The sequence below is a fragment of the Capnocytophaga sp. H4358 genome (assembly GCF_002302515.1).
GTDB classification, from domain to species: Bacteria; Bacteroidota; Bacteroidia; order Flavobacteriales; family Flavobacteriaceae; genus Capnocytophaga; species Capnocytophaga canis.
The window spans coordinates 1,321,469-1,346,983 of sequence record NZ_CP022380.1; the positions used below are offsets into that span (position 1 = coordinate 1,321,469).

Sequence of the window (25,515 nt, forward strand, 5' to 3'; positions counted from 1 at the left end):
TTATGATTCTTTTAGTTGATATACAAAAGCATATCGTTTCATTTGCTCAAGCATACTAACCAATCCATTAGCTCGTGTTGGCGAAAGATGCTCTTTTAATCCAATTTTTTCAATAAAATCCAACGGAGCCTCAACAATATCTTTCGGTTTCTGATTTGAAAGAACACGTATTAACAATGCTATGATTCCTTTAGTAATGATTGCATCACTGTCGGCTGTGAATTTTACTTTACTATCCTCAAAATCAGCAAACAGCCACACTTTGCTTTGACATCCTTTAATCAGATAATCATCCGTTTTATATTTCTCATCAATTAAAGGGAGCGACTTTCCAAGCTCAATCATATATTCATAACGTTGCATCCAATCATCGAAAAATGAAAATTCTTCTATAATCTCATTCTGAACTTGCTGAATCGTCATATTTTAAAATTTGGGCAAATGTAAGAAATGTATCTTTATTTTATTCTAAAAAAATCTTAATTTTTTCTTTTCATACAGAAATTGTAAGTAATACCCATTTGTTTTTTAATTTACTGCAATAAAAATCTTTTTATAATATTCAAGATTAAAGCATTTTTTACTTTTTATGTTGGTGATTTTGAAAAACAAATTATGAATCATTATAGTTATATCTTGAAGTTCTGATTCATCTTTACTAATGATAAATCACGTCTTACAAGGATTGGTAAACATCCCCTGTTTCACTTGTTCTACAAATTTAATGATTGATTTTTTGATGGATATCAGCAAAAATGAAAATAAAAAAATCGCAACACTTTCACTATAAAAGTATTACGATTTTTTGATGTACTCGGAGCGGGACAAGACACCTGTATTTTAACTCTTTTCGTATTCTCTTTAAAATCAGCATTATTGTTCTGTAATTCAACTAATTAGCCTTAAAAAATTTGTTGCAAATAATACAAAACAATACAATAAAGTTGAAAGCAAAACAGAAAATGTCGGCTAAATGTCGGCTAAATTTTTAGGGTGTATTTTTTTTCGTACCTTTGCTTTGTTTTAGAAAAGTAACATAATGGCAACGTTAAATTTTATACTCCAAAGTCAAGGGGAAAATATCCCTATTTACCTACGAATGGTTTTAGGTCGAGGTAAAGGCAAAGATATAAAACGCAAAACAGGGCTTTTTGTCAATTCCGAATATTGGAACAAAACAAAGGGGCTACCCAAAGCCAACAACCCCGAAAACAAAAACACCATTGTAACCCTTGAACAACTACGGGCATTCATTCGTGAAAGTGTAAATATTGCTGAAAGGGACGGCAACCCTATCAATGCCGATTGGCTACAAACGCAAATCGATATTTTTTTCAAACGAATAGACGACCCCAACACGGGGCAAAGTGCGTTTATCCTTGACCTTATCGATTACATCATACAAACCGCACACACACGCAAAAACGGACGGGGTACATTGGGACTTTCTCAAAGTAGGGTAAAATCTTATCAAACATTAAAAACTATTTTCAACGCCTATCAATCCAAAACCCGAAAACATTACAAGGCAAAGGATATAGATTTAAAGTTTGAACGCTTTTTTTTGGATTGGCTAATAAATACGAGACAGCATAAAGATAGTTACGCCCTCAAACTAATGGACAACCTCAAAGCCGTATGCAACGAAGCAAATACATTAGGCATTGAGACAAGCCCCCAACTGCCTAAATTAGCCAAAGGGACACCCGAAAAAGAGTTACCTATATACCTCAATCCTCAGGAACTCCAACAAATAAGAGACTGCAAAATAACAAACTTACAACTGCACAACGCCCGTAAGTGGCTTTTGTTGGGTTGTCATTTGGGACAACGTGGGGGCGACCTTTTAAAAATAGACCTTTCAAACTTTGCCTATTTGGACAATGGTACTCCTGCAGTTAGGATAAGACAACAAAAAACAGGCAAAATAGTTATCGTTCCTATCATCGAGGGGCTTAACTCTGAAATATTAGAAATAAAAAATGCGGGGCTTCCTTATCCTATCAGTATCCAACGTCTTAACGAATACATTAAAGAAGTATGTAAGTTGGCGGGTATTGATATTCCAATAACACACACAAGGTCGGTGCTGATTGACCGCAACGGCAACGCCATAGAGAAAGACGATAAAGGTAATTACGAGGGCAAAGGCAACAAACGAACCATAAAAGTAACCTTACCAAAATACGAGTTTATAACCTCGCACGTATGTAGGCGGTCGTTTGCGACCAACCTATACGGAAAATTACCCACTACGATAATTAAGAACGTTACGGGGCATTCCACCGAAGTAATGTTACTAAAATACATCGGTAAAAATGAAGCCGAAACTGCCTTACAAATGGTCGATTTCTTAACTTCCAAACCCGAACTAATCCAAGAACTGAATAAATTGAATATTAAATAGTTATGAATAACTTCAAAATACCATTTTTACCTCCAGCAACCGAAATAGAAACCGCCTCAGTATTACGACAATTGGCAAAATCACACCGCCACTTGGCAGAACTTAAAGGCGTGGTAAAAACCATTCCGAACGAGCAAATTTTAATAAACACCCTTGCTCTACAAGAAGCCAAGAGCAGTAGTGAAATAGAAAATATCGTAACCACACACGACGATTTATATAAGGAAAATATTTTGATTGAAACCAAAAACCCCGCCAGCAAAGAGGTGGTTAATTACGCACAAGGGTTAAAATTGGGGTTTCAAATCGTACGAACTGAAAAACTACTACTTAACAAACATATTTTACAAATTCAGGAAACATTAGAGCAAAACAAGGCAGGGTTCAGAACGCAGGCGGGTACAAAATTAATGAACTCACTCGGCGAAACTATCTACACCCCACCGCAAGACAAGGACGAAATTTTAAACCTAATGGCGAACCTTGAAAGGTTTGTCAATGATGATGAATTTTCGGAACTTGACCCCCTTACTAAAATGGCGGTTATACATTATCAGTTTGAAAGTATACACCCTTTTTATGACGGCAACGGGCGTACGGGGCGAATTATCAATATTTTGTATTTGGTATTACAAGGGCTTTTGGATTTGCCCGTATTGTACTTAAGTCGTTACATCATTCAGAACAAAACACAATATTACCAAGTATTGCAAGGGGTACGCACCCGTAATGATTGGGAAAGCCTCGTAATGTATTTGCTTAAAGGCGTTGAGGTTACAGCCATACAAACCATTGAATTAGTACAGGAAATAAAACAAGTAATGCAAAGCACCAAACAACGGCTACGCACCGAATTTCCAAAACTATACAGCCAAGATTTATTAAATAACCTATTCAAAAACCCATATACCAAAATAGAGTTTTTGCAAAATGATTTAGGGGTTTCCAAACGTACAGCGTTGAACTATTTAGATACGATTTCACAGGCAGGATTTATGACTAAAATAAAAATAGGAAAATCAAACTATTACATCAATGAAACGTTAATAAGTGTGCTGATGAGGGAAAAAAACAACGTGGAAAAAAATACTGAATTTTTACCACGTTCGTAACCACGTGGAAAAAAAAGGCTAAAATTTACCACGTTCGTAACCACGTTTATACAAAAACGGCATTTCGTATAAATGAAAGTATAAATGACTACATAAATGCAACATTAACGAGGTTTCTGTTACGGAAACTCCTTAAAAAACCGCCCTCCGATGATTTTAGGGCGTAAAAACCAATAAGTTAAGGTAAATCCTTTGAAAATAAGAATGTTTTAGAAAAGTTGAGGTATGGATATAGAACACTTAAATTGTTATGATATATGCGATTACATTCGTGAAAATGATATGGGCGAAACGGATATGCTTAAAATTATAAAAAAATACACTGAAAATTATGATATTGATTTGTTAAAACGTTTATGCTACGATATAGGGTTTTATTTGTTTCAGGAAAAAGAAGAATACGAGACAAATTTTACCCCCGAAGATGTATTTAATGCAATCGAAGAAAGAGAAAAAAGAGGGTTGAAAGTACCTTACATATACCCAACTCCGTATGAAAAATTAACAGAAAAAGGCAAGGCTCATAGGGATAAAATGAAAGCCAAAGGATACAACTTTGAACCCATAGTAGATATGGAGGCTCTATTATTTCCTTATGAATTTTATGACGTTTATAGGTTTAAAAAATTGGTAGTTGAGAAGATAAAGGAACTACGCCCCGAACTCAAAAACTCAAATTATCAGGCTTTCAGTGTAATGTTACCCGAAAAATATAGACAAAAATTAGAACCCGCCCCCATTGTTTCAGAAGAACCGCAACCCGAAAACCCCAAACAATCAAAAACCATACTTATTAACGGACGCACACCCAATTTATTAGAACGTTACCTAATTGCTGATAAAACCCTAAACCTTGAAAAAGCATTATACGCACTAAACGTTTCGGAAAAAGAACGTTACAAGTTGTTAGCCCTTGTATTAGGGTGCAATGAAACCAACGCAAGACTAATAATGACAGGACAATATAAGACCAAAACAAACGAAGAAGAAATAAAAGACTTCGTAAATAAATACCCCTTTAAATAACTTCAAAATAAAAAGTGTGTAGAGTTTTCTTTACACACTTTTTACTCATACATCTTACACACACTTCCTTTGCACCATCGAAATATTTAAAATTATTCAATGATGGAAGCAGTACAATTTATTCAGATTACCCCTGAGCAACTCAAAGAGCAATTTTCGCAGGTGGTACAATCCCAAATTAACGAACTCAAAAAACATTTTCAGCCTAAAGCCCCAACCGAGTATTTAACCCGTCGTGAAGTGGCTAACTTGTTAGGCGTGAACCTTACCACCCTAAACAATTGGACACGCAAAGGCATACTAAAATCATACGGAATTGGTGGACGTGTGTACTACAAACGCCACGAGGTAGAAAGTGCCGTTATTGAACTTAAAAACTAATGAATTATGAAAACAAATGTAATAATGAAAAGTGCCGACCGCAATTTATTCGGCGTGATTATCAAGCAAAACACAAAGCACGGGCAAAGCCTATCCGTTACCGACCTGATGAAAGCCTATGAAACAGCAAGATTTGAGTACGGGTGGTCTAATAGACAAGTAGAAGATATAGTAAAAACCAAACCTTTTCAAGAAAGAGTATATCATCTTTTAAATGAGAGAGGTATCATAAAAATGAATATAATCAGTTTTATGCAGTTTATTGAAAAAGAAGGTGTTATAAAAACCCTCAAAGGTCTTAAAGTTTGGAAAACTACAGGCAGGGGCGAAAACAAATCTACCTATGCCGACCCTTATATATGGGTACTTTTAGCAATGGAATTAAACCCGTTGATTTACGCAAAGGTGGTAATTTGGCTAACCGACAGCCTTATTTTTAACCGCATATTGGCAGGTTCGGAGTTTGCCCCGATGAATAGAGCAATCGCAACTATTATCGAAGAGCCTAATTATGCCTTGTACAGCCGTGAAATCAATAATAAAGTATTTGGAAGACACGAAAAAGGTATTAGAGACACTGCCACACGTGGACAACTACAACGTATTTCAGATATTGAAAAGTTTGTAACCCAAGTGATTGAACAAAAATTGATTACCTCTGAAAGTCAGTTGTTAAAAGTGATTGAAAACTACAATAAAGCATAAAAAAGAGGGCAAAAGCCCCCAAGTGTTTTAGAAAAGTTTTTTGCGTACGAACGTGACAAAGATACGAAAAAAAGTATAAAGTTCAAAGTTACAAGGTTCAAGGTTTCAAGTTCTTGTTACTTGGATTTTGATTACTTGTTACTTTATCCTTTACTCTTTATCCTTGTTAAGACTTCCCACTTCAACTAAGTTGCCGTTATCGTCTTTGATATATAGTGGCGTGGTTGCCGTTGAGGTCGTGGGTTCGATTAAGTCCCTTACATCAACTTCTAAAACATTGGCGATTTCAATTAACGCCTTTAAAGAGGGGTTTCCAATTATACGGGCATTTAAAGCCTGATAAGTAATGCCTAACTTTTGGGCTAATTCAGTTAATGAAACACCTTTACTTTTTGCAATTTCTTTAATTCTTACCATAATCCAAGATATTTTAGGCAAAGATAATAAAATAAAATTATAGTTTTATAAATGAGTAAAAAAATAAAAAAATAATTTGAAAAAATATTTGCGTATATAAAAATATAATTTTATATTTGCATTATAAATATAAAATAATAGTTTGACGTTATACAAAGTTTCAGAACCAAAGTAATTAAGTAACTATTTAAAAATAATAATATGAGAGTTTTAGAAAGACAAACCTTGACAATCAAAGACCGCAACGGCAAAACAAATGAGGAATTCGGTACGTTTATACCTATGAATGATTTTGGAATGCATACCCAAAAAGACGCCCTCAAATATTCGTTATTGGCATTAGATGCTATCGAAGTCACGAACCGCCTTAACCTTTTCCTGAAAGAGTTTGACAGAAAGCCAATTGATACAGGCATTTTTTACCGCCTTTTGGCTTCGATATTAGAAAGTGGCAAAGACTTTACAGAAGACGACCAAAAGCAATATTTTGAAGTGGCTAAGCAATTGTACAAACTTTCTGAGCCGTTTTATTACGTACACGACGATTTGTACTTCACACCTGATTATGAGTTAGATTGCTATTTATTAGGTTGGTTTAAAGACCCTACAGACGAATACGCACACCTCAACTATTCATTTATGAACGATGAAATAACCTATACCGAATTTATACAAAAGTTCAAAGAACAGCACCCCACCAAGTAACCACAAAGGGCAAAATGTTACAAAATTACCGCCCCTAATTCGTTAAATAATCATTCAAAAAATAACAAGTAGGCAAAGCCCCCAAGTTTAGGGGCGTGGGGGTCTTTTGTCTTAAAAAAAGGAACAAGGATAAAGTATAAAGTTCAAAGAACCAAGTAACAAGTAACAAAATCCAAGTAATTTTTTTAATCTTTTAATCATTAAATAAATATGAATAACCTAAACGGAGCAAACATACATCAGTTTGCCAAAATAGAAACATCAGACAAATACAAAGAAGTTACGCACTTTGAAAAGATACATCAAACCGCCCAAAGCCCGTATATTTTGGACTTTGCCAATATATCTGTACAACGCAACTTCAATCGTTCGGAAAACGTAGCCTTTTGGTACAAACCCGCACCACGTAAAGCAGACGGCACACGTGCCAAGTGGGGCGAAGTACTCACGGGGCTTTTCAGAACCGCACACCCGCAAATCTATTACGGCGATATATCGAGCAAAGACCATTACGGGCGTTACAAAAAACATACCTTGTTATTTTTCGTATTCAATACCGACCGCACCAAATTGGCAATTTTGGAGTATCCGAATTATTACCCAATGGATACAACATTAGCAATAACTATGATTTCAGTTCAAATAAAAAGATATTTTGGATTGCAATAGGTTGTAAGCCATAAGCATAAGGCATAAAACATAAAGCAATAAAACTATGGTAGATTATTTTAAAACCCGTATCAGTTACTCCAACCCCGCCAAGTTTAAAGAACTGGTAAATAACGGCACTTTTGCAGTTGCGACCACCGAAACAGAAACCGCAACGGCGGAGGTTACCAAAGAGACGTATTTATTTAAAAATATGGTCATTGAACCGCAAACGGGCGGGGTTTTACTCTATGGAAGTTTGCATAAGTTCCGAAGTCAAATACACAATATCGCAACCCCCGAGCAAATCGCAAAGCACGGCGGGTTTAACGGCGACTTGTTTACATTGGACGAAATTACGCAAACCATTGACACCCTTTGCGAGGCGTTGGACGTTTGCCCCTCCGTGTGTAAGTTGCAAAACATCGAAATCGGGCTGAATAACCCCGTTTCCTTTGACCCAAAGGAGTTTTTAACGGGCATATTATACCACCGCAACAATTACGATTATATCGTAAAACACGAGGGTAATTACGTGCAGTTTGACCACAACCAATATTATTTAAAACTCTACAACAAAAGCCGTCAGTATCAAATGGATACACACGTTATCCGTGTAGAGATAAAGGTTCGTAAAATGCAAAAACTACACACGGCAGGAATTGAATTAAAGACGTTGGAGGATATAAACTCCCTTACGTTGTCGCAAACCTTTGAAGTGCTTTACAAGGAGTTTGAAGAGTTGGTATACTTTGACAAGACCACCCGCACGCACGACCTCAACGACAAAGGCCAAGCAAAGGCGGTACTATTCCAAAATAAAGAATATTGGAGGGGTTTAAATAAGATACAAAGAGGCAGAAAAAGAAAGCAATTAGAAAAAATGGTACTTGAATTTTCGGAAAATTTAAAAGGGCAAATTCAGTCAAAAATGAACGAAGTTTTTAAGCAAGTTTTAGGCACTGAAAATACAGAAATGTATACTACTTTACCGACCCTTGAAAGTGGTAAAAATGTACACAACTTTACCGACCCTGAAAATACAGAAATGTATACTACTTTACCGACCTCCGAAAAAGGGCAAATGTATACTACTTTACACTTTAAGTATAGGGTAAACTGGTTACAAAACGCCCTTTCAGAAAAAGGCAAAAATTTAGTCTCTGAAAATGCAAAAAACGAGGTTGAAAATTTAGCCAAAAAAAGTACTGATTTTGGATTAAAAAATGAAGTTGAAAACTCATCAAAAAATGAGGGCAAAAAAACTAAAAAAGTTTGTGCGGTTACGGGTATAGAATTGACCCACGAAAAGGAGGGTGCAAAATACATCAGGACTGCAACTTTTTTGTACTTGAAAGAACACGACCCCGAAAAATATATTTTACTTTGTTCGTATCTTTTGCCCAATACTGGATACCAACCCGTACGAGAAAAAAATATCATTATGCACTTGTGTAAGCAAGTTAGAAACCGATACAACAACCCGAACAGGGACAAAAAGCCAAATAAACCGCCTTTGCAGAAGTATTTTAAAAATCAGTTGGAATTGTTTTAAAGTTCAAAGTTTAAAGTTTAAAGTTTCAAAGAACCAAGTATCAAAAACCAAGTATCAAAAACCAAGTACCAAGTTTCAAGAAAGCAAGAAAGCAAGAACCAAGCAACCAAACGCCCCTAAACCTCAACAAAGGGTGTTTTTTTGTGTTTTTGCCGTTGAGGTTATAAACACCCACCCGAAGCAAAGAAACCCCGAAAAAACGCCTTCAAACGTTGAATTTTAAACCCCGAACCCTTAAAAACGATTTTTAATAGACAAAAACCGATTAAAAAGACCTCAACTATACAAACACAAGCAGACACCATAAAACCCACGTAAAACAGGCAAAAAACCGCCTTAAATTCGATGTTTGAAGTTTTTGGTATTCCATAAAATTATGGAAAACCTCATCAGCCCTAAAATAAATGCTTAAAAAATTTTAGTATTTGTGGCAGTATTTAGAGCAAAGATAACCGAAGATAACCGAAGATAACCAAGATATAACCAAAAAAAACAACCACCACACGGGCAAATAATGTTACTACTTTACCGACCTTTGAAAGTACGAAAAAAAATACATTTTTTTGTTGTTAGTTTGATATAAATATCTTACCTTTGCAGAATGATAATTTTTTAGTTTTAATCAATGAGAAAAGAATTAGGAAAATTATTACTTGACATAGTGAAGTATGTAGTTACGGCGGTTATAGTTTCGGATATTTTTACAGAGGTTGAAGGATTGGAACTGTACATAACCGCAAGTATTACAACAACAATATTGCTTATTTTCGGTCTATTACTTGTAAGAGACCCAAAAGAAGAGAGAACGCAAAAAAATAAACCTAAAAAACGAAAATAAATATGAGTGGAGCAATTTATATGATGATTTATATTTCACTTGTTGCGGTGGTAGGTTATTTTTATTTTTACATTCGTGATAAAAAACAAAAACACACGCACGACAATGAATAAGATAGACCGCACAAAAATAGACCCCGAAAAAATCGCAAAACTCACAACGGGGCGGGAATTGTTAGCCGAAATGTACGGAGCAGTCGGTACACCCACCCGCAAGGAGTTTACCGCCAAAGCAAAGGCGTGGTATTTTGCTGAACTTCTGAAAGAGGAACGCAAACAACGCAAGATAACACAAAAAGAATTAGCCGAAAAGATAGGCAAAAAACGGGAATACATCGCAAGCCTTGAACGTGGGGAAACCGATATGCAGTTATCCACTTTCATAAGTATTGCAGAGGCGTTGGGGTTGAAGTTTGGGTTAATGTATCAGTAAACAAAAGGGGCTAATTCAGTCCCTTTATTGTTTTTGAAAATGCACAAATTGCATAAAATCCCGACAAAAAAAGGCCCTAAAACACACACTCTATTTTGTTTTGTAAACTTCGGTAAAGGGTGGGTAAACTTCGGTAAAAATAATCATACATAAAATTAAACTATTACTTTAAATTTATATCTATAATAGATTGAAATAGAAATATTTTGTATGTTTGCAAAAAAAATATAATGGCACGACCCAAAGGAACAACAAAAACAGGAGGACGGCAAAAAGGCACACCTAACAAAGCCACAAACGATATGCGTAAATGGTTGAGGTCGTTTTTAGACCAAAATCAGGAGCAGATTGAAAAAGATTTTAAGGCACTTGAACCAAAAGAACGCATACAAGCATTTGAAAGGCTTTTACAATATACCTTGCCAAAAATGCAAACCTTTGGGGCTAATATTGAATTAGAAGCCCTTTCAGATGATAGTTTAAATTTGATTATTGAAAACCTAACTGAAAATATTTTAAAGGAATGAATAACGAAGCAAAGCCATTAGACAAGGAAGCCAAAATATTACTTTTGAAAATTTTAAAACAGGGATACATAAGCCCCGAAAATTTGAAAGAATTAGAGCAAAAAATACATTTACCGTCGTTGCGAATAGAAGTAATCGACAAAAGAGAACAAGTACAACCTGACTATATCAAAAGATAATTTTTTGACCGGCAGGAAGCCCCAAAACAGGGGGCTTTTTTTATATGCTCCAACACCTAAAAAAAACACCTGACAAAATAGCATTTTTGAAAATGTCGGCTAAATGTCGGCTAAATCACAAAATAAAAAATCGCAACACTTTCACTATAAAAGCATTACGATTTTTTGTTGTACTCGGAGCGGGACTTGAACCCGCACAGGCATTGCTGCCCACTGGATTTTAAGTCCAGCGTGTCTACCGATTCCACCATCCGAGCCCTTTATTAAGGCAATAAAAGAGCGAAAAACGGGGTTCGAACCCGCGACCTCAACCTTGGCAAGGTTGCGCTCTACCAACTGAGCTATTTTCGCAAAACAATATTTTCCAAAAGCAACCCCTAACCGATTGCGAGTGCAAAGATAATAACATTTTTTTACTTGGCAAATATTTTTTCTTTTTTTTGAAAAATATTTTTCTGTCTGAAAAGCATTTTACATTCTCTCAGGAACTTGTATCCCGAGCATTGCAAAAGCCGATGCAATAATCTCACTTATTTTTTTACAAAGCAACACCCGAAGCTCTCTTTTTGCTACATTTTCCTCTCCCAAAATGGATACATTCTGATAGAAAGAATTGAAATCTTTTACCAAATCATACACATAATTGGCAATGACCGCAGGGCTGTACGAATCTGCTGCGTTTTGCACCACTTCGGGGAAAAGTGCCACATTTTTAAGAAGTGTTTTCTCCTTAGGGTGTAATTCTGAAATTGAAAGATTTTCTGATTTTGAGATTTCTATTTCGTTGTATTTTCGTAAGATAGATTTAATTCGTGCATAAGTGTATTGCACAAAAGGACCTGTATTCCCTTGGAAGTCAATAGATTCTTTCGGATCAAAAAGAATACGTTTTTTGGGGTCAACTTTCAAAATATAGTACTTCAAAGCTCCCAAACCGATGGTGTGATACAATTCCTTTTTCTGATTATCATCGTATCCGTCCAATTTGCCTAATTCTTGCGAAATTTCTTCAGCTGTTTGCTCCATTTCGGCAATTAAATCGTCGGCATCGACCACAGTTCCTTCACGACTTTTCATCTTTCCGCTCGGTAAATCTACCATTCCATAACTTAAATGATATAGATTTTCAGCCCAATCAAAACCTAATTTTTTCAGAATTAAAAACAAAACCTTGAAATGATAATCTTGCTCATTTCCAACGGTATAAACCATTCCTTTTACGTCAGGATAATCTTTCACACGTTGCGTTGCGGTACCAATATCTTGGGTAATATACACGGAAGTTCCGTCGGAGCGAAGTACTAATTTTTCGTCCAAACCATCAGCGGTTAAATCACACCAAACCGAGCCGTCTTCTTTCTTGAAGAAAACGCCTTTTTGTAAGCCTTCTTCGATGATGTCTTTTCCTAATAAATACGTATCACTTTCGTAGTAGTATGAATCGAAATCGACACCTAAATTTTTGTAAGTAGTTGAAAATCCGTTGTAAACCCACTGATTCATTTCTTTCCAAAGGGAAATAACTTGCTCGTCTCCGGCCTCCCATTTTCGAAGCATTTCTTGTGCTTCCAAAAATATAGGAGCTTGTTTTTCAGCTTCTTCTTTGGTTTTTCCTTCTGAAATAAGTTGCTCAATTTCAGATTTATACGCTTTATCGAAAGCTACATAGTAATTCCCGACAAGTTTATCGCCTTTAAGTCCTGAATTTTCAGGTGTTTCGCCATTGCCAAAACGTTGCCAAGCAATCATTGACTTGCAGATGTGTATTCCTCGGTCGTTGATTATCTGAGTTTTATATACTTTATGTCCCGCTGCTTTTAGAATTTCGGCGACTGAATATCCTAACAAGTTGTTGCGAATATGCCCTAAGTGCAAGGGTTTGTTGGTGTTAGGCGACGAATATTCAACCATTATGGTCTTTTTGGAATTGGGCTGAGCCAAACCAAAATTGGTTTCATTTTCTATACTTTTCAGAAAATCAATGTAATAAGAATCCGAAATTACTAAATTCAAAAATCCTTTGATTACATTGAAGCTCTCTACCTCTTTTACTTTTTCTTGTAAAAAAGTTCCGATTTGTTGTCCAATTTGTTCAGGATTTCCTTTAATCTGACGTAACATCGGGAAAATTACAACGGTAATGTCTCCCTCAAACTCTTTTTTAGTCTGTTGAAGTTCAATGTTTTCGAGTTGAACACTAAAAAGTTGCTCAACAGCCTTTTGTGTATGTTGTTTTAAAATATCTTGTAGATCTAGCATGGGTGTAAACAAAAATTAATTATGGAGGCAAAGGTAATGATTTTTAAGATATGATGCTTTGCCATATTTATAAAAATTACAATCGGTAGACTGAATGCTCAAAAGCATTTTTTTCACTATTTCTGACTGACAAGGATCATTTTTGTATATTTTGGATGCTTAAACGAAGAAACTAAGATACGGAATTTTTAAAATTCTGTATATTCCAAAACGCATAGATAACTCCGTATAAAAGTAACAGGTGTTTAAATCACTACAAACACAATGAATTAATAATCATATATTTTTTTCTTCTCTATTATTACATTGAAATGATAATAAATTCACTTCTTCGGTTTGCCTGATGTTCTTCTTCTGAACATTTAACACCATTACCACAGTGATTGGTCAATTGAGTTTCTCCATAGCCTTTACCAGTTATACGTGATTTTTTGATACCGTGCTTCACCAACCATTTGATGGTTGATTTGGCTCGTCGGTCGGAGAGTGCCAAATTATACTTATCTGAACCACGACTATCCGTATGCAAACGAACATCAATTTTCATCGTAGGATACTCCTTCATTACATCCACGATTTTTGCCAATTGTTCTGCAGCATCGGGGCGAATATCTGCTTTATCGTAATTGAAGTAAATATTGTCAATCTTCAAAACTTTTGCCAAGTCTGTTCCTTTTTCTATTTTTCGGCGTTCAATAGGTGTTAATGCAATTTCGTAGAATAGCTCGTCTTTTTCCTTAATGATAACTTCCTGTTTCTTAGGTATAAAACCTTGTTTTTCAGCGTTTATATTAAACGTACTTCCATTTGTACAATCAATCTCATATGCAAAAGAGAAATTCCCGTCAACATCAGAAAGCTTAGTTTCAATCGGTTTACCATCAGCATTTCGTAAAACTAGCCCTGCATCTTTGATAATTTCACGTGTAGTAGCATTTCTTACGATTCCTGAAATATTTTTTGTGCAACTGAAAGACACAGGTCTATGTTCTTGAAAAGCATAAATATCATCTTTTCCTTTCCCTCCTACCCGATTGGATGTCAAGAATCCCACTTTTGTATCACTATCAATAACAAAACAGAAATCATCCTTAGAGCTATTTGCTGGTGCACCTATGTTTACGGGTTTTGAAAAAGACCCATCTTCGTTTATTTTTACAGCAAAGATGTCTAACCCTCCTAATCCAGGATATCCATCAGATGAATAATAAAGAATGTTATCCTTACTTACAAAAGGAAAGGATTCCCGACCAGCAGTGTTTACTACATTGCCTAAATTTTCAGGTTTTCCATAGCCTCCTTTTTCAAGGCGTTCTACTCGGTAGATATCCGAAGCGCCGAACGAACCTCGCATATCCGAAGCAAAATAGAGATATTTCTCATCAGGACTCAATGCAGGATGTGCTACATTGTGAATATTGCTGTTGAATGGCATTTCCTTTTCCTTACTCCATTTTCCGTTTTTGTCTTTTGTGGATTTGAAGATTTTGAGTAAGACCGTATCATCGCCGTTGGTTTTTATCTTGTTGTTGAGGAAGTTGTTTCGTGTGAAATAGATTGTATTTCCATCTTTGGTAAAAACGGCTGTAGATTCATTGAATCGGGTGTTTATTTTGTTCATTTTTGAAACCTTGGAAACATTCATACAATCCCTCTTGGCCTCATATAAATCGTAGTAAGCATCACCCGTCCATGTCGATTTTCCTTTGAAAAGGCCTGAACTTTTTGAAAATACAATCTTCTTACCGTAGAAAGCCGTTCCATATTCTGAATTTGGGGAATTTATTTTCAATGGTTGTAATTCGAGTCGATTAGAGTTAAGCTCTATGTCTTTTCGATAGCTCCTATTTTTGTTAAAAATGACAGCTCTAGCGTCACTTTTACCAACCATAGCTACAAATTTATCCATTATCTTGTCCGAATCTTCTAACTTTCCAACAGACTTTAGTGTTTGGGCATATCGATAATAATATTCCGATGATTTCTTATATTCCTCCTTAGAGAAAAGTTGTTCATACCAAATATTAGCACTCTCATAATCAGCATTATAGTAGTAAGAATTGCCTAAATTTTGTAATAAATCTTGGTTGACAAACCCCTTTTTAGCAATGCTTTCATATGCCTTTATCGCTCCTACGTAATCATAGTTTTTATAGAGTTTATGAGCTTTTATTAACTCTTTTGTCTGCGAAAACCCAAAAAACAGTGCACCAAAAAACACCAAAAGGGTTTTTAAAAATTTCATCTTCATAGTACTCCTCACAAATTTATTCCATAACTCTCAGGAAATAGCAATGGATATGTAATGCTATTCTTTATCTTCTCCCAACTCTCGCATTAAGTAACTTGAGAATCACCCGCAAATATACGATTTTTTACATACAAATGACTACTAAGTATGCTAAAAACACAAGAAACTGCCCCTATTTACTGAGATTGCTCAGAAAATAAATTAACATTCAGTGTCAGAAATCTTAACAGACGTATAAAATTATGCTTGGTAGCTGAATAAGCGTGTTAAAGTTTGTTATCGTTTTCTTTTTAGTTTAACTTTTCGATAACATATAAACTTGTGTATCAATACAAAAGATGTAATTTTGCCGCCTGAAAATTTTAAGCAGTGTAATTTTACTACAAATTCACGATAAGTCTTAAATAAAATAGACAGAATGATACAAAGTAAAAAGAAGTATTTATTTATGTTATTGGGGATGTTGAGCGTTTTACTAATGACCCTCACCATCATAGAAGTTAGTACTAAAAAAATTAGTATCCACAAGGATTTTATAGTGAAAGAACCTTTATTGGTTGTTATTCCCCCTGAGTCGGAGCTCAAAGAGCAAGTAAACCCTCCTTTCATTGGTAGAACATTTGTCGGATTCAAAGAGGCTTTAGCTTACAGAGAGTCAAGAGGCAATTATTTTGTAGTAAATCCGTTTGGGTATATGGGTAAATACCAATTCGGGAAATCTGCATTACGATTCTACGGAGTTACAGATACTTATGAGTTTTTGAATTCTCCTGAGCAACAAGAACGATTGTTCACATTGAGTATAAAAAGAAACAAATGGGTTTTACGCGAAGAAATAGATCTTTTTGTGGGTAAGAAAATAAATGGGATAAACATCACAGAATCTGGGATTTTAGCGGCTGCCCATTTAGCAGGAGCGCAAAGTGTGAAACAATACTTTAAACGTAAAGGTAATTACTCCTTCGCCGATGCTAACGGTACAACGCTACAAAACTATTTACGAAATTTTGCCGATTATGATGTGACAGATATAATTCCAGAGGAAAGACCCAGATTCTGATACATGTCTGCTAAAAATAGAACCATCCTATTTTAGGGTTCAATAGTAATTATATCAATTTGAAGTTGAGTTACAACCATTTATAAAAACAACATAAGGTACAAGAAAACACTTAAAGATGAACAATAAACGTACTCCCCTTACCTACCTGTGATTGAATTTTGATAGAGCCATTTGCAGCTGTGATGATACTTTTGACCATGGCTAAGCCTAAACCTGTACCTCCTGTTTTGGTAGTAAATTGAGGTTCAAAAATTTTTTCTTGGTCAGCGGTTGGAATGCCTACACCATTGTCACTCACCGTAAGTTCTACTTGAAATTCTTTTTTACTCAGAGAAACAACAATCCTTGGATTTTCTTTGTTTTCAGTAGCTTGAATAGCATTTTTGACTAAATTAGTTACCACACGAACCAATTGATCTTTATCAAATAATAAAGAAATATGCTCATCGGTGGTAATGAAAGAAATATGTTTCGAATCAAAAATATCTAAGGTTCGTTTTACCACAGGAACAGCATTGAAAAACTCCTCTTGCTTCGCAGGCATATTAGTTAAGGCTGAAAATGCCGAAGAAATATTACTCAGAATATCAACTTGTTGAACGAGTGATTCGCAAAACTCATTGGTTTTATCCCTTACTTCGGGGTCATTAGGATCAAATCGACGTTGAAAACTCTGTACGGAGAGTCGCATGGGAGTCAGCGGATTCTTGATTTCGTGGGCAACCTGTTTCGCCATTTCACGCCATGCTTGTTCCCGTTCGGATTTTGCCAACAATACCTTACTACGTTCAATTTCGTCAATCATACTATTATAAGCCCCCACCAACTGTCCAATTTCAGTACTCGGTGATTTCAGTATGATTTTTTCATTACGCTCCAGTAATCGAGTCTTCTCCAAACGATTCTCAATCGTTTTTAGGGATTTGGTAATATAACTCGAAATGAAATAAGCAAATCCCAAAGCTAACACCAATAAAGAAAAATAGACTAAAGATATATTATAAAGTGAGCCTTGGAGAGCTTTTTCATTAAAGGTGTCGTCTTCAAAATGAGGAATGCTGAGTACTGCAATGGGTTTGAATTGGAGATCCGTTACATAGGTGTAGGAATTTTGGTATCCCCTCCCATCTTCAAGATAATGATGTTCGGAAAGTCGTTTATTCAAAGTGGAGGCTAACTGTTTCAAAACAGGAGTGGGAATAATGAGCGTATCCTTACTATCAATTACAGCACGGGAACTTTTCAAAAGACTTCCATTAAGGTCGTATAAGTCAAAATTAACATTTAAAATATTGGCAATGTTGTATATAGATTCCCTAAAAATCAACGGAACATAAGCTGTTTCCACCGGATAAGTGGTTTGTGAAAGTACATATTGGATTTGCGTTTTAATTTGATTTTCTTTGTCTATAAGCCGCTCAATATGATATTCTTCCGCCTGTTTTCGGTATTGGAACACCATTACAACCGCAATGGCAGCAAAAGCAATTACAACCAAAAAGGTCATACTCAAAAATATACGAAATCGAAGCGAATCTTTTTTTAACATGCCTAAAAAGGAGTTACCTATTTTTTAGGAGACATAACAAAGGCTGCGGGATATACCTTCCTTATCTCAATTAAGTTTTTTTCTGCTTCTAAACGAGTTCTGAAACTTCCTAAACGTACTTTGTAGTTTGGAGTTTCAAAAACTAAGAAAAGTGGCATCTTGTATTGCTCTTTAGCGGACTTCATCGTTTCGTTAGCTCCTGAAATAGTGCCGTTATAGATTTGAATTTGGAAAAGAACTTCGTTTTTTGCGACGTCTTTTTTCAATTCCATTATTTCAGTAATATTATCATTTTGATTTACAACTACTTGCGAATAAGCAAACGATACAAAAAATGCAAAAACAAACCCTAAAATATTTCTTTTCTGATTCATAATTTCTGTAATATATTTTCCTCTAGTAATATTCAATTTTTTGTTCTGATACGTAAATTTCACGTCCCTCTTTCGAGATAGTTTTCTTTATCCAATTTCCTTTTTTGTCATAAATATAGGAAGAGTTTGTCTGCTCAACCAATTTATTTTCAGCATCATAAGACAAAGAGGACGTTGGGTTATCATGTTTGTCATAGGTGTAGTTTATCTTAGCAACAAATTTACTTCCTCCTTCGAATTGACGTACCTCAGTAACATTTCCTTTTTTATCGTAAGAAAATAGTGTTTTGTACACTATATCTCCTTCAGGATTTAAAATAATTTCTTCGGTTTTGTTTCCTTTAGAATCGTACACATATGTTTGTTTTTCAACACACATTTCATCTGTTAGACATAAATTTTTCTCTACCAAATTTCTCTTTTCATCATACAGGTATTTGCCATATTGTACAGGCTGTTCTCCTTCAAAAGTAGTATCTTCAATCTTGTTTCCTTTGGCGTCAAACACAGCAACTAACTTCATGTACATTTTTCCTTCTTCGGAAAAACTGCGAATTTCAGTCTGATTCTTTTTCGAATCATAATCAAACTCTACTCGCATCATCTGTTTATTTTGTGCGTCAAATGCATTAATTTCCGTCACAAAACCCTCGTTTGTGAATGATGTTTTGAACGAAGAAGAAGCCTGACTGTTTTCTATAGAACGTTCAATGGAAATAACCGATTTCACTTTACCTTTAAGTTTCGCAGTCTGCCAATGAGTTTCTTTAGGTTGTGCTAACGCTAAAGCAATTCCGTTGACGAGAAACACCAATAGAAGCGTGATTTTTTTCATAGTTTTTTAGTATTTTAGGCAAAAATACAAATTATTTTCAAATTTGAGATTGTTTTTTTATAAATCTTCAGAGAATAAATATTCTTAAAATTTCATTAAGCAAATGAAATTTTAATTCTCTATTTTTCCAATTGGTGTGGATGTTTCAACCCGTTAAAAGAATCTAAATCAGCCACTAAAGATCCTACACGTAAAGTAGCTTTGATGCGCAATGGAACGCGATTTTTGTCATCCGAAATCCACATTGTGATACTCTCTTCTTCTTTAAACACACGCCCATCTTGAACTAACGGTCTAAAAATCATAGTATTTTGAGTTCCAAATTTAGTTTTTATCTTTTCTTTACCTAAGTAACGTAACTTGAATTTGAACACCTCATCATCATCAAAAATCAAATCCATCGCAATTTCCTCTCCCTTTTGGATATTACTAATCTTTGGATTACTTCGCAACTGATAAAAAGCTGAAATAACATCTTGAATATGTATTGGAACTAAAATTTCAGACAATTCTCCATTCTCCATATTTTTGATTTTCACTTTATTAACATCGTGATTAAAATCCATTTTTAGGTGCTTAGTGTACCCTCCTTCATAAATATTACGAATGAAATGACGAGGTTTTCCATCACTGATACCAAAATAGCTTTCGTAGGTATCATCAACCTTAAAAAACACTCTTGCCAAACCCGTTGTAGCTCCTTTCCCTACAGAATGAAATACCTTTTCTCCGTTGTAATCAGCTTCTTTAAGCAACAGAGTAGCCTCACTGGCGTTAAAAATTCCGTATTTCACCTTAAATTTTAGCCATTCACCTCCTTTGAAAGGCAAATCATTATCTTGTGCAATCACCTGTGTTCCAAAAACAGGAAATAAAAAAAGGATATATAAAATTATTCTTTTCATATTGTATGTTTTTTTAGTTTTATGTAAATTTATTCTCGACTCATGAACCTTTAACAATCATTATGCCATAAATTACTTCATTTGCAAAGATAGAAAAATATATTAACTCACCACGTACCCCCTGATAAGCAAAAAACTTTTAGTCCCATTTAGCTTACGAAATCCTTTATAATACGTAAATTTTGGAAGAATTTTATCTCTTTTCAATGAAGGTTTTGAAATTCATCGTTATTTTTATTATAAAATAATTGCTTTTTTCCTAAAAAAATATTAATTTTATCCGCGAAAGTGTTTTTTATTTAAAACATTGAAAACCAACAAACATAGAATAAATATTAACCCATTAACCGCCTATGCTTCCGATCCTAAAAACAGACTCTTTGTTACAACGATTTGCCGACAAAATTCAAGCTCGACATTCATATTTTTTGAAAATTTGCCAAAAAATGCGAGGAAATTGCGTCCGCTTGTCTGATAATATAAATTCTCACTTGTTTTACGGATTGCATTTTACGGAAAATGAATGGATTTTAAGAGAATGGGCTCCGAATGCCACAAAAATATATCTACTTTTTGACAAAAACGATTGGCAACCAACTGAAAAATATGCTTTTACAAAAATAGACCACGAAAATTGGGAAATTCGTTTGCCAAAATCAGAACTTTCGCACGGTAATTTGTACAAATTATATGTGCAGTGGCAGGGTGGTGGAGCGGAAAGGCTTCCTTCGCACGTGCGACGTGTGGTTCAGGACGAATACACCAAAGTTTTTTCGGCACAAATATGGAAACCAACTCCTTATAAATGGAAAAATACCCGTCCGAGCCATAACCAACCGCCCTTGATTTATGAAGCTCATATCGGTATGTCGTCTGAACTTCGCAAAGTGGCTACCTTTACCGAATTCCGATTGTTTGTACTGCCTCGCATCGCCGAGTTGGGCTACAACACCATTCAGCTAATGGCAATTCAGGAGCATCCGTATTACGGTTCGTTCGGTTATCAGGTGGCGAATTTTTTCGCGGTGAGTTCTCGTTTTGGAACGCCCGAAGAACTTAAAGAGCTGATAGACACGGCTCACGGATTGGGCATAAAAGTAATTTTGGACATCGTGCATTCTCATTCGGTGAGCAACGAAGCCGAAGGATTGGGCTTTTTCGACGGCACGGATTATCTGTATTTTCATTCGGGAGAAAGAGGAAAACATCCGCAGTGGGATTCGCGTTTGTTCGACTATGGAAAACCGCAAGTACTTAATTTTCTGCTTTCTAACTGCAAATATTGGTTGGAAGAATTTCAGTTTGACGGCTTCCGATTTGATGGCGTTACCAGTATGATTTACCTCGACCACGGATTGGGCAAGGCTTTTACCGAATATTCTTTATATTACGATGGAAATCAAGATGTTGATGCGATAACCTATCTTACGTTGGCAAATCGGGTAATTCACGAAGTATATCCACAGGCCATCACAGTTGCCGAAGAAATGAGCGGAATCCCAGGTTTGGCGTTTCCTATTGAAGGAGGCGGAATGGGCTTTGATTATAAAATGCATATGGGCGTTCCCGATTATTGGATTAAACTTTTGGAAGATTACAAAGATGAAGATTGGCACGTGGGAGACATTTATTACGAACTGACTAACAAACGTTTAGAAGAAAAAACTATCAGTTACGCCGAAAGCCACGATCAAGCCTTAGTAGGCGATAAAACGATTTTCTTCCGTTTGGCGGATAAGGAAATTTATTCAGGAATGAGCGTTTTCGACCAAAATTTGGTGATTGACAGAGCCATCGCTTTACATAAAATGATTCGTTTGGTAACCATTGCCACAGCAGGAAATGGCTATTTGGCATTTATGGGGAACGAATGGGGACACCCTGAATGGATTGATTTTCCGCGTGAAGGAAATGGTTGGAGCTACAACCACGCTCGTCGTTTGTGGAGTTTGCTTGATGATGAAAACCTGAATTTCAAATACTTGAATAATTTTGATAGGGAGATGATTCATTTTGTGAAAAAGAACAATTTACTCGAAGAAATACCTAACGTTTTGGTTCGCGATAACGAACGTCAGATTTTAGCTTTTGAGCGAGGTGGATTTTTGTTTGTGTTTAATTTCAATCCGTCCGAGTCGTTCAATAATTATGAATTTGAGGTAGAAGCAGGAAAATACACCTATGTTTTAAATTCGGACAATCCGAACTTTGGAGGTCAAAATCGTATCGATGAAAATGTCGAGCATTTTACGCAGTACAAACACGAGAAGAATTTAATCAGTTTGTATATTCCGTCAAGGTTAGCTATTGTTTTGAAAATGAATGAGTAGTTTTTTAATTGTAGAGTTATTATACAATTAAAAAGATAATGAATAATCAAAATTAAATGATAAATGAAATAAAAATATTTACCACTGACGACGAAAAAATTTCATTGCAGGTTTCCTTGGAAAAGGAAACAGTGTGGCTTACGCAGTTGCAAATGTCTTTTTTATTTGATACAAGTACGGACAATATCGGTTTGCATTTAAAGAATATTTTTTTAGAAGAGGAATTAGATGAATTTTCAACTACCGAGGATTTCTCGGTAGTTCGTCAAGAAGGAAAAAGGCAGGTTAAGAGAACATTAAAACATTATAATCTTGACGCAATTTTGTCTGTCGGATATAGAGTTAGCTCTAAGAGAGCAACTCAATTCCGCAAATGGGCGACACAAACCCTAAAACAACACTTGGTTCAAGGTTATACCATTAATGAGCAACGCTTAAAAGAGCGAGGTATCGAATTTAATGAGGTCCTTTCGTTGTTGAGTTCCACTTTGGAAAATCAAACTTTGATAAACGATGAAGGTATTGCGGTACTGAAAGTTGTGCAAGAATATGCAAAAAGTTGGAGTTTATTACAAGCTTACGACCAACAGAGCCTACCTAAAAGTTCTTTAAAGAACCAAGAAATGAACGCTTTGCCGTATGAAGACGTTTTAAAAGCCATTGACCAACTCAAAAAATCACTCGTTGAAAAGGGTGAGGCTAGTGAACTTTTCGGACAAATGCGCAGTAGCGGACTTGAGTCAGCATTGGCTACCATTGAGCAAGGTTTCGGTGAGGAATATTTTTACCCCAATGTAGCAAGTAGAGCGGCCCATTTACTCTATTTCATCATAAAAAATCATCCGTTTGCCGATGGAAACAAACGTACGGGAGCATTTTTGTTTTTGTGGTATTTGCGTATCAATCAACATCTTTTGCAAAAACCTGTGGAAAACTTAATCAACGACAATACATTGGTTGCTTTAGCTTTATTAGTTGCTGAAAGTAAACCTGAACAAAAAGAATTAATAATACGTTTAACAGAACATTTCATTAACGTCTGAATAAAAAAATAAGATAATGAGTTATTTAACATTCAAAAAGAAAGAATTAATCAATTTGGAATATTCTCTTGACAGAGAGTTTCTTGGCACCAATCGCGGGGGCGGATACAGCTCTTCTACCCTTGTTTTTTGCAATACACGAAAATATCACGGACTTTTAGTCGTTCCGCTTGAAAATTGCAGAGGATTGAATCACGTTTTGCTCTCTTCGCTCGATGAAACCATCATTCAACACGGACGCGATTTCAACTTTGCCGTGCATCAATATCCCGAAACGTACGAACCTCGCGGACATAAATACATTGTGGACGTTTCCTACGAAAAAGCCTTTACCGTTATCTATCAGGTAGGAGGCGTAACGCTCAAAAAAGAAATTCTGATGGTGCATAACGAACCTCAGGTTTTGGTGCGTTACACCTTGCTCGAAGCCCACTCCCCTACTAAGTTGAGGTTGAATCCGTTATTGGCATTTCGTGATATTCATTCGTTAAGTAAAGTCAATGATTTAGCAAACAAAAATATTGAGAAAATTGAAGGCGGAATCAAAACCAAACTCTATCCTGATTTTCCGTATTTGCATTTGCAATTAAGCCAAGATACTGATTTTGAATACCAACCCAATTGGAATTGTAATATATTTTATAAAAAAGAAAAAGAACGCGGATACGATTATACGGAAGATTTGCTCACGCTTGGTTATTTCGAATTGAATATCAAAAAAGGCGAAAGCGTTGTATTTTCGGCAAGTACAGAGGAAAACAACAGCAAACAACTCAAGCAGAAATTCACCCGACTTATCAATCAGCGTCGCGAGCGAAACTCGTTTGAGGAATGCCTTAACTATTCTGCTACACAATTTTTAATTCAGAAAGCAGGAGAAATTCGCGTGAAAGAAGGTTATCATTGGTACAATAGCAATACAAGGGATACGTTCATCGCCTTGCCGGGAATTGCTTTGGCAGAAAATACTCAAAAGACGTTCGATGAGGTACTTACATCAGTTAAAAAATATTTTTCCAATGGGCTTTTTGAAAAAACAGTAAGTACGCACGTAGCTGAACCTCAATACGATGCCGACACCTCACTTTGGTTTTTTTGGACAATTCAGCAATATGAAAAATACACCAAAAAGACGCCAAAACAGCTTTGGAAAGAATTTGGTGAAATGATGCGAACCATTTTGGAAACTTACAAAAACGGACAGCATAAATCCATACGAATGGATAACAACGGATTGATTTGGTCGGAAGATATTAGCCGTCCGTTAACGTGGGTCGATGCTCAATTTGATGGCGGAGCCATTGTTCCGCGAAATGGTTATGTGGTGGAAGTTAATGCGTTGTGGTACAATGCTGTATGTTATGCACTTGCTTTGGCAGAAGCCTCAAAGGATAAAGATTTTCTGAAAGAATGGAGCGATTTACCTACGATGATTGCTGAAAATTTCAATCAAACCTTTTGGATTGCTGACAAAAAATACTTGGCAGATTATGTGAATTATGCTCATCAAAATCGGGATGTTCGCCCCAATCAGTTGATACCTTGTGCGTTGGCATATTCTCCTCTTGATGAGCGAAGTAAGAAACGCGTTTTGGACATTGTCAGACAAGAATTGCTCACTCCAAGAGGATTACGTTCGTTGTCACCTAAAAATAAAAGTTACGAAAGCGTAAGTATTGGCAACGTGTACGACCGCGACCGAGCTACGTTTAACGGGTCGGTACATCCTTGGTTTATAGGATTTTATATAGAAGCTCATTTAAAAATTTACGGAAAAACCTATATCCCTGATGCAGAAGCAATTTTAGCTGATTTCGAGGAAGAATTAAGCGGACACGGCGTAAGTACCATTTCGGCTATTTATGACGGAAATCCGCCATTTCGTTCGCGAGGTTGCATTTCCAAAGCCCGAAATGTAGCCGAAATCCTTCGAGCCAAACAACTGACAATGAGTTATGAGTTGTAAAATGTAAG

At 35.8% G+C, this 25,515-nt stretch carries 24 protein-coding genes and 2 tRNA genes; 16 read left to right on the forward strand and 10 right to left on the reverse strand.

Annotation, left to right across the window (positions count from 1 at the left end):
* Entirely contained in the window at positions 1–423 is a 423-nt protein-coding gene (locus tag CGC49_RS05670; RefSeq protein WP_095912072.1) for a SufE family protein, read from the reverse strand.
* Positions 424–1,039: 616 nt separating this feature from the next.
* Here CGC49_RS05670 and CGC49_RS05675 point away from each other — a divergent pair.
* From CGC49_RS05675 to CGC49_RS05695, 5 genes are all read left to right on the forward strand, one after another.
* The gene (locus CGC49_RS05675; RefSeq protein WP_095912073.1) at positions 1,040–2,407 is read left to right on the forward strand and encodes a phage integrase SAM-like domain-containing protein; all 1,368 of its coding nucleotides are present in this window, start codon (positions 1,040–1,042) and stop codon (positions 2,405–2,407) included.
* 2 nt (positions 2,408–2,409) lie between these two features.
* Complete coding sequence (locus tag CGC49_RS05680) at positions 2,410–3,519, forward strand: Fic family protein (RefSeq protein ID WP_042008322.1); 1,110 nt, start codon at positions 2,410–2,412, stop codon at positions 3,517–3,519.
* A 225-nt stretch (positions 3,520–3,744) separates the two neighbouring features.
* The gene (locus CGC49_RS05685; protein ID WP_095912074.1) at positions 3,745–4,545 is read left to right on the forward strand and encodes a hypothetical protein; all 801 of its coding nucleotides are present in this window, start codon (positions 3,745–3,747) and stop codon (positions 4,543–4,545) included.
* Between the two features lie 99 nt (positions 4,546–4,644).
* Positions 4,645–4,926: a helix-turn-helix domain-containing protein gene (locus CGC49_RS05690; RefSeq protein ID WP_369801073.1), complete on the forward strand. Its 282-nt coding sequence runs from the start codon at positions 4,645–4,647 to the stop codon at positions 4,924–4,926.
* A gap of 6 nt (positions 4,927–4,932) precedes the next feature.
* Positions 4,933–5,631 (forward strand): hypothetical protein, encoded by a 699-nt coding sequence (locus CGC49_RS05695; protein ID WP_095912075.1) that lies wholly within the window; start codon positions 4,933–4,935, stop codon positions 5,629–5,631.
* A gap of 150 nt (positions 5,632–5,781) precedes the next feature.
* Here CGC49_RS05695 and CGC49_RS05700 read toward each other — a convergent pair whose 3' ends face one another.
* A complete protein-coding gene (locus tag CGC49_RS05700; protein WP_232745151.1) occupies positions 5,782–6,048 on the reverse strand; it encodes a helix-turn-helix domain-containing protein in 267 nt (88 codons plus the stop codon).
* Between the two features lie 201 nt (positions 6,049–6,249).
* Between CGC49_RS05700 and CGC49_RS05705 the strand changes: the two genes are divergently transcribed.
* The 7 genes from CGC49_RS05705 (at position 6,250) to CGC49_RS05735 (ending at position 10,932) form a co-directional block, all read left to right on the forward strand.
* The gene (locus CGC49_RS05705) at positions 6,250–6,753 is read left to right on the forward strand and encodes a hypothetical protein (protein WP_095912076.1); all 504 of its coding nucleotides are present in this window, start codon (positions 6,250–6,252) and stop codon (positions 6,751–6,753) included.
* 210 nt (positions 6,754–6,963) lie between these two features.
* Positions 6,964–7,422 (forward strand): hypothetical protein, encoded by a 459-nt coding sequence (locus CGC49_RS05710; protein ID WP_095912077.1) that lies wholly within the window; start codon positions 6,964–6,966, stop codon positions 7,420–7,422.
* 46 nt (positions 7,423–7,468) lie between these two features.
* Positions 7,469–8,956 (forward strand): hypothetical protein, encoded by a 1,488-nt coding sequence (locus CGC49_RS05715; protein WP_095912078.1) that lies wholly within the window; start codon positions 7,469–7,471, stop codon positions 8,954–8,956.
* A gap of 625 nt (positions 8,957–9,581) precedes the next feature.
* The gene (locus tag CGC49_RS05720) at positions 9,582–9,794 is read left to right on the forward strand and encodes a DUF6722 family protein (protein WP_095912079.1); all 213 of its coding nucleotides are present in this window, start codon (positions 9,582–9,584) and stop codon (positions 9,792–9,794) included.
* Positions 9,795–9,899: 105 nt separating this feature from the next.
* A complete protein-coding gene (locus CGC49_RS05725; RefSeq protein ID WP_095893676.1) occupies positions 9,900–10,226 on the forward strand; it encodes a helix-turn-helix domain-containing protein in 327 nt (108 codons plus the stop codon).
* Positions 10,227–10,456: 230 nt separating this feature from the next.
* Positions 10,457–10,753 carry a hypothetical protein gene (locus tag CGC49_RS05730; protein ID WP_095893677.1) on the forward strand — a complete coding sequence of 99 codons (297 nt, stop codon included), beginning with the start codon at positions 10,457–10,459 and terminating at the stop codon, positions 10,751–10,753.
* Positions 10,750–10,932 (forward strand): hypothetical protein, encoded by a 183-nt coding sequence (locus CGC49_RS05735; RefSeq protein ID WP_095912080.1) that lies wholly within the window; start codon positions 10,750–10,752, stop codon positions 10,930–10,932. The genes CGC49_RS05730 and CGC49_RS05735 overlap by 4 nt, the downstream gene beginning before the upstream one ends.
* 171 nt (positions 10,933–11,103) lie before the next feature.
* Here the strand turns inward: CGC49_RS05735 and CGC49_RS05740 are convergent.
* From CGC49_RS05740 to CGC49_RS05755, 4 genes are all read right to left on the reverse strand, one after another.
* Positions 11,104–11,189 (reverse strand) — tRNA-Leu (locus CGC49_RS05740).
* 21 nt (positions 11,190–11,210) lie between these two features.
* Positions 11,211–11,283, reverse strand: a tRNA-Gly gene (locus CGC49_RS05745).
* A gap of 120 nt (positions 11,284–11,403) precedes the next feature.
* Entirely contained in the window at positions 11,404–13,191 is a 1,788-nt protein-coding gene (gene argS / locus CGC49_RS05750; protein WP_095912081.1) for an arginine--tRNA ligase, read from the reverse strand.
* A 301-nt stretch (positions 13,192–13,492) separates the two neighbouring features.
* Positions 13,493–15,442: an OmpA family protein gene (locus tag CGC49_RS05755; RefSeq protein WP_095912082.1), complete on the reverse strand. Its 1,950-nt coding sequence runs from the start codon at positions 15,440–15,442 to the stop codon at positions 13,493–13,495.
* A gap of 478 nt (positions 15,443–15,920) precedes the next feature.
* On the opposite strand from CGC49_RS05755, the gene CGC49_RS05760 reads away from it, so the two are divergent.
* On the forward strand, positions 15,921–16,502 hold the full coding sequence (locus CGC49_RS05760; RefSeq protein WP_369801116.1) for a peptidoglycan-binding protein LysM: 582 nt from the start codon (positions 15,921–15,923) through the stop codon (positions 16,500–16,502).
* A 112-nt stretch (positions 16,503–16,614) separates the two neighbouring features.
* On the opposite strand, the gene CGC49_RS05765 is transcribed toward CGC49_RS05760, so the two are convergent.
* From CGC49_RS05765 to CGC49_RS05780, 4 genes are all read right to left on the reverse strand, one after another.
* Positions 16,615–18,054 carry a PAS domain-containing sensor histidine kinase gene (locus tag CGC49_RS05765; protein ID WP_095912084.1) on the reverse strand — a complete coding sequence of 480 codons (1,440 nt, stop codon included), beginning with the start codon at positions 18,052–18,054 and terminating at the stop codon, positions 16,615–16,617.
* A 17-nt stretch (positions 18,055–18,071) separates the two neighbouring features.
* Positions 18,072–18,428, reverse strand: a complete 357-nt coding sequence (locus tag CGC49_RS05770; RefSeq protein WP_042008335.1) for an SPOR domain-containing protein — start codon at positions 18,426–18,428, stop codon at positions 18,072–18,074.
* A gap of 22 nt (positions 18,429–18,450) precedes the next feature.
* Positions 18,451–19,263 carry an RHS repeat domain-containing protein gene (locus CGC49_RS05775; RefSeq protein ID WP_042344016.1) on the reverse strand — a complete coding sequence of 271 codons (813 nt, stop codon included), beginning with the start codon at positions 19,261–19,263 and terminating at the stop codon, positions 18,451–18,453.
* Positions 19,264–19,382: 119 nt separating this feature from the next.
* The gene (locus CGC49_RS05780; protein WP_095912085.1) at positions 19,383–20,168 is read right to left on the reverse strand and encodes a DUF3108 domain-containing protein; all 786 of its coding nucleotides are present in this window, start codon (positions 20,166–20,168) and stop codon (positions 19,383–19,385) included.
* 353 nt (positions 20,169–20,521) lie between these two features.
* Here CGC49_RS05780 and CGC49_RS05785 point away from each other — a divergent pair, with 353 nt between their 5' ends.
* The 3 genes from CGC49_RS05785 to CGC49_RS05795 are packed head-to-tail and all read left to right on the forward strand — an operon-like array spanning position 20,522 to position 25,507.
* A complete protein-coding gene (locus CGC49_RS05785) occupies positions 20,522–22,498 on the forward strand; it encodes an alpha amylase C-terminal domain-containing protein (protein WP_095912086.1) in 1,977 nt (658 codons plus the stop codon).
* Positions 22,499–22,554: 56 nt separating this feature from the next.
* Entirely contained in the window at positions 22,555–23,541 is a 987-nt protein-coding gene (gene rhuM, locus CGC49_RS05790) for a RhuM family protein (RefSeq protein WP_095912087.1), read from the forward strand.
* A gap of 16 nt (positions 23,542–23,557) precedes the next feature.
* The gene (locus CGC49_RS05795; protein WP_095912088.1) at positions 23,558–25,507 is read left to right on the forward strand and encodes a glycogen debranching enzyme N-terminal domain-containing protein; all 1,950 of its coding nucleotides are present in this window, start codon (positions 23,558–23,560) and stop codon (positions 25,505–25,507) included.
* Positions 25,508–25,515: the final 8 nt, after the last annotated feature.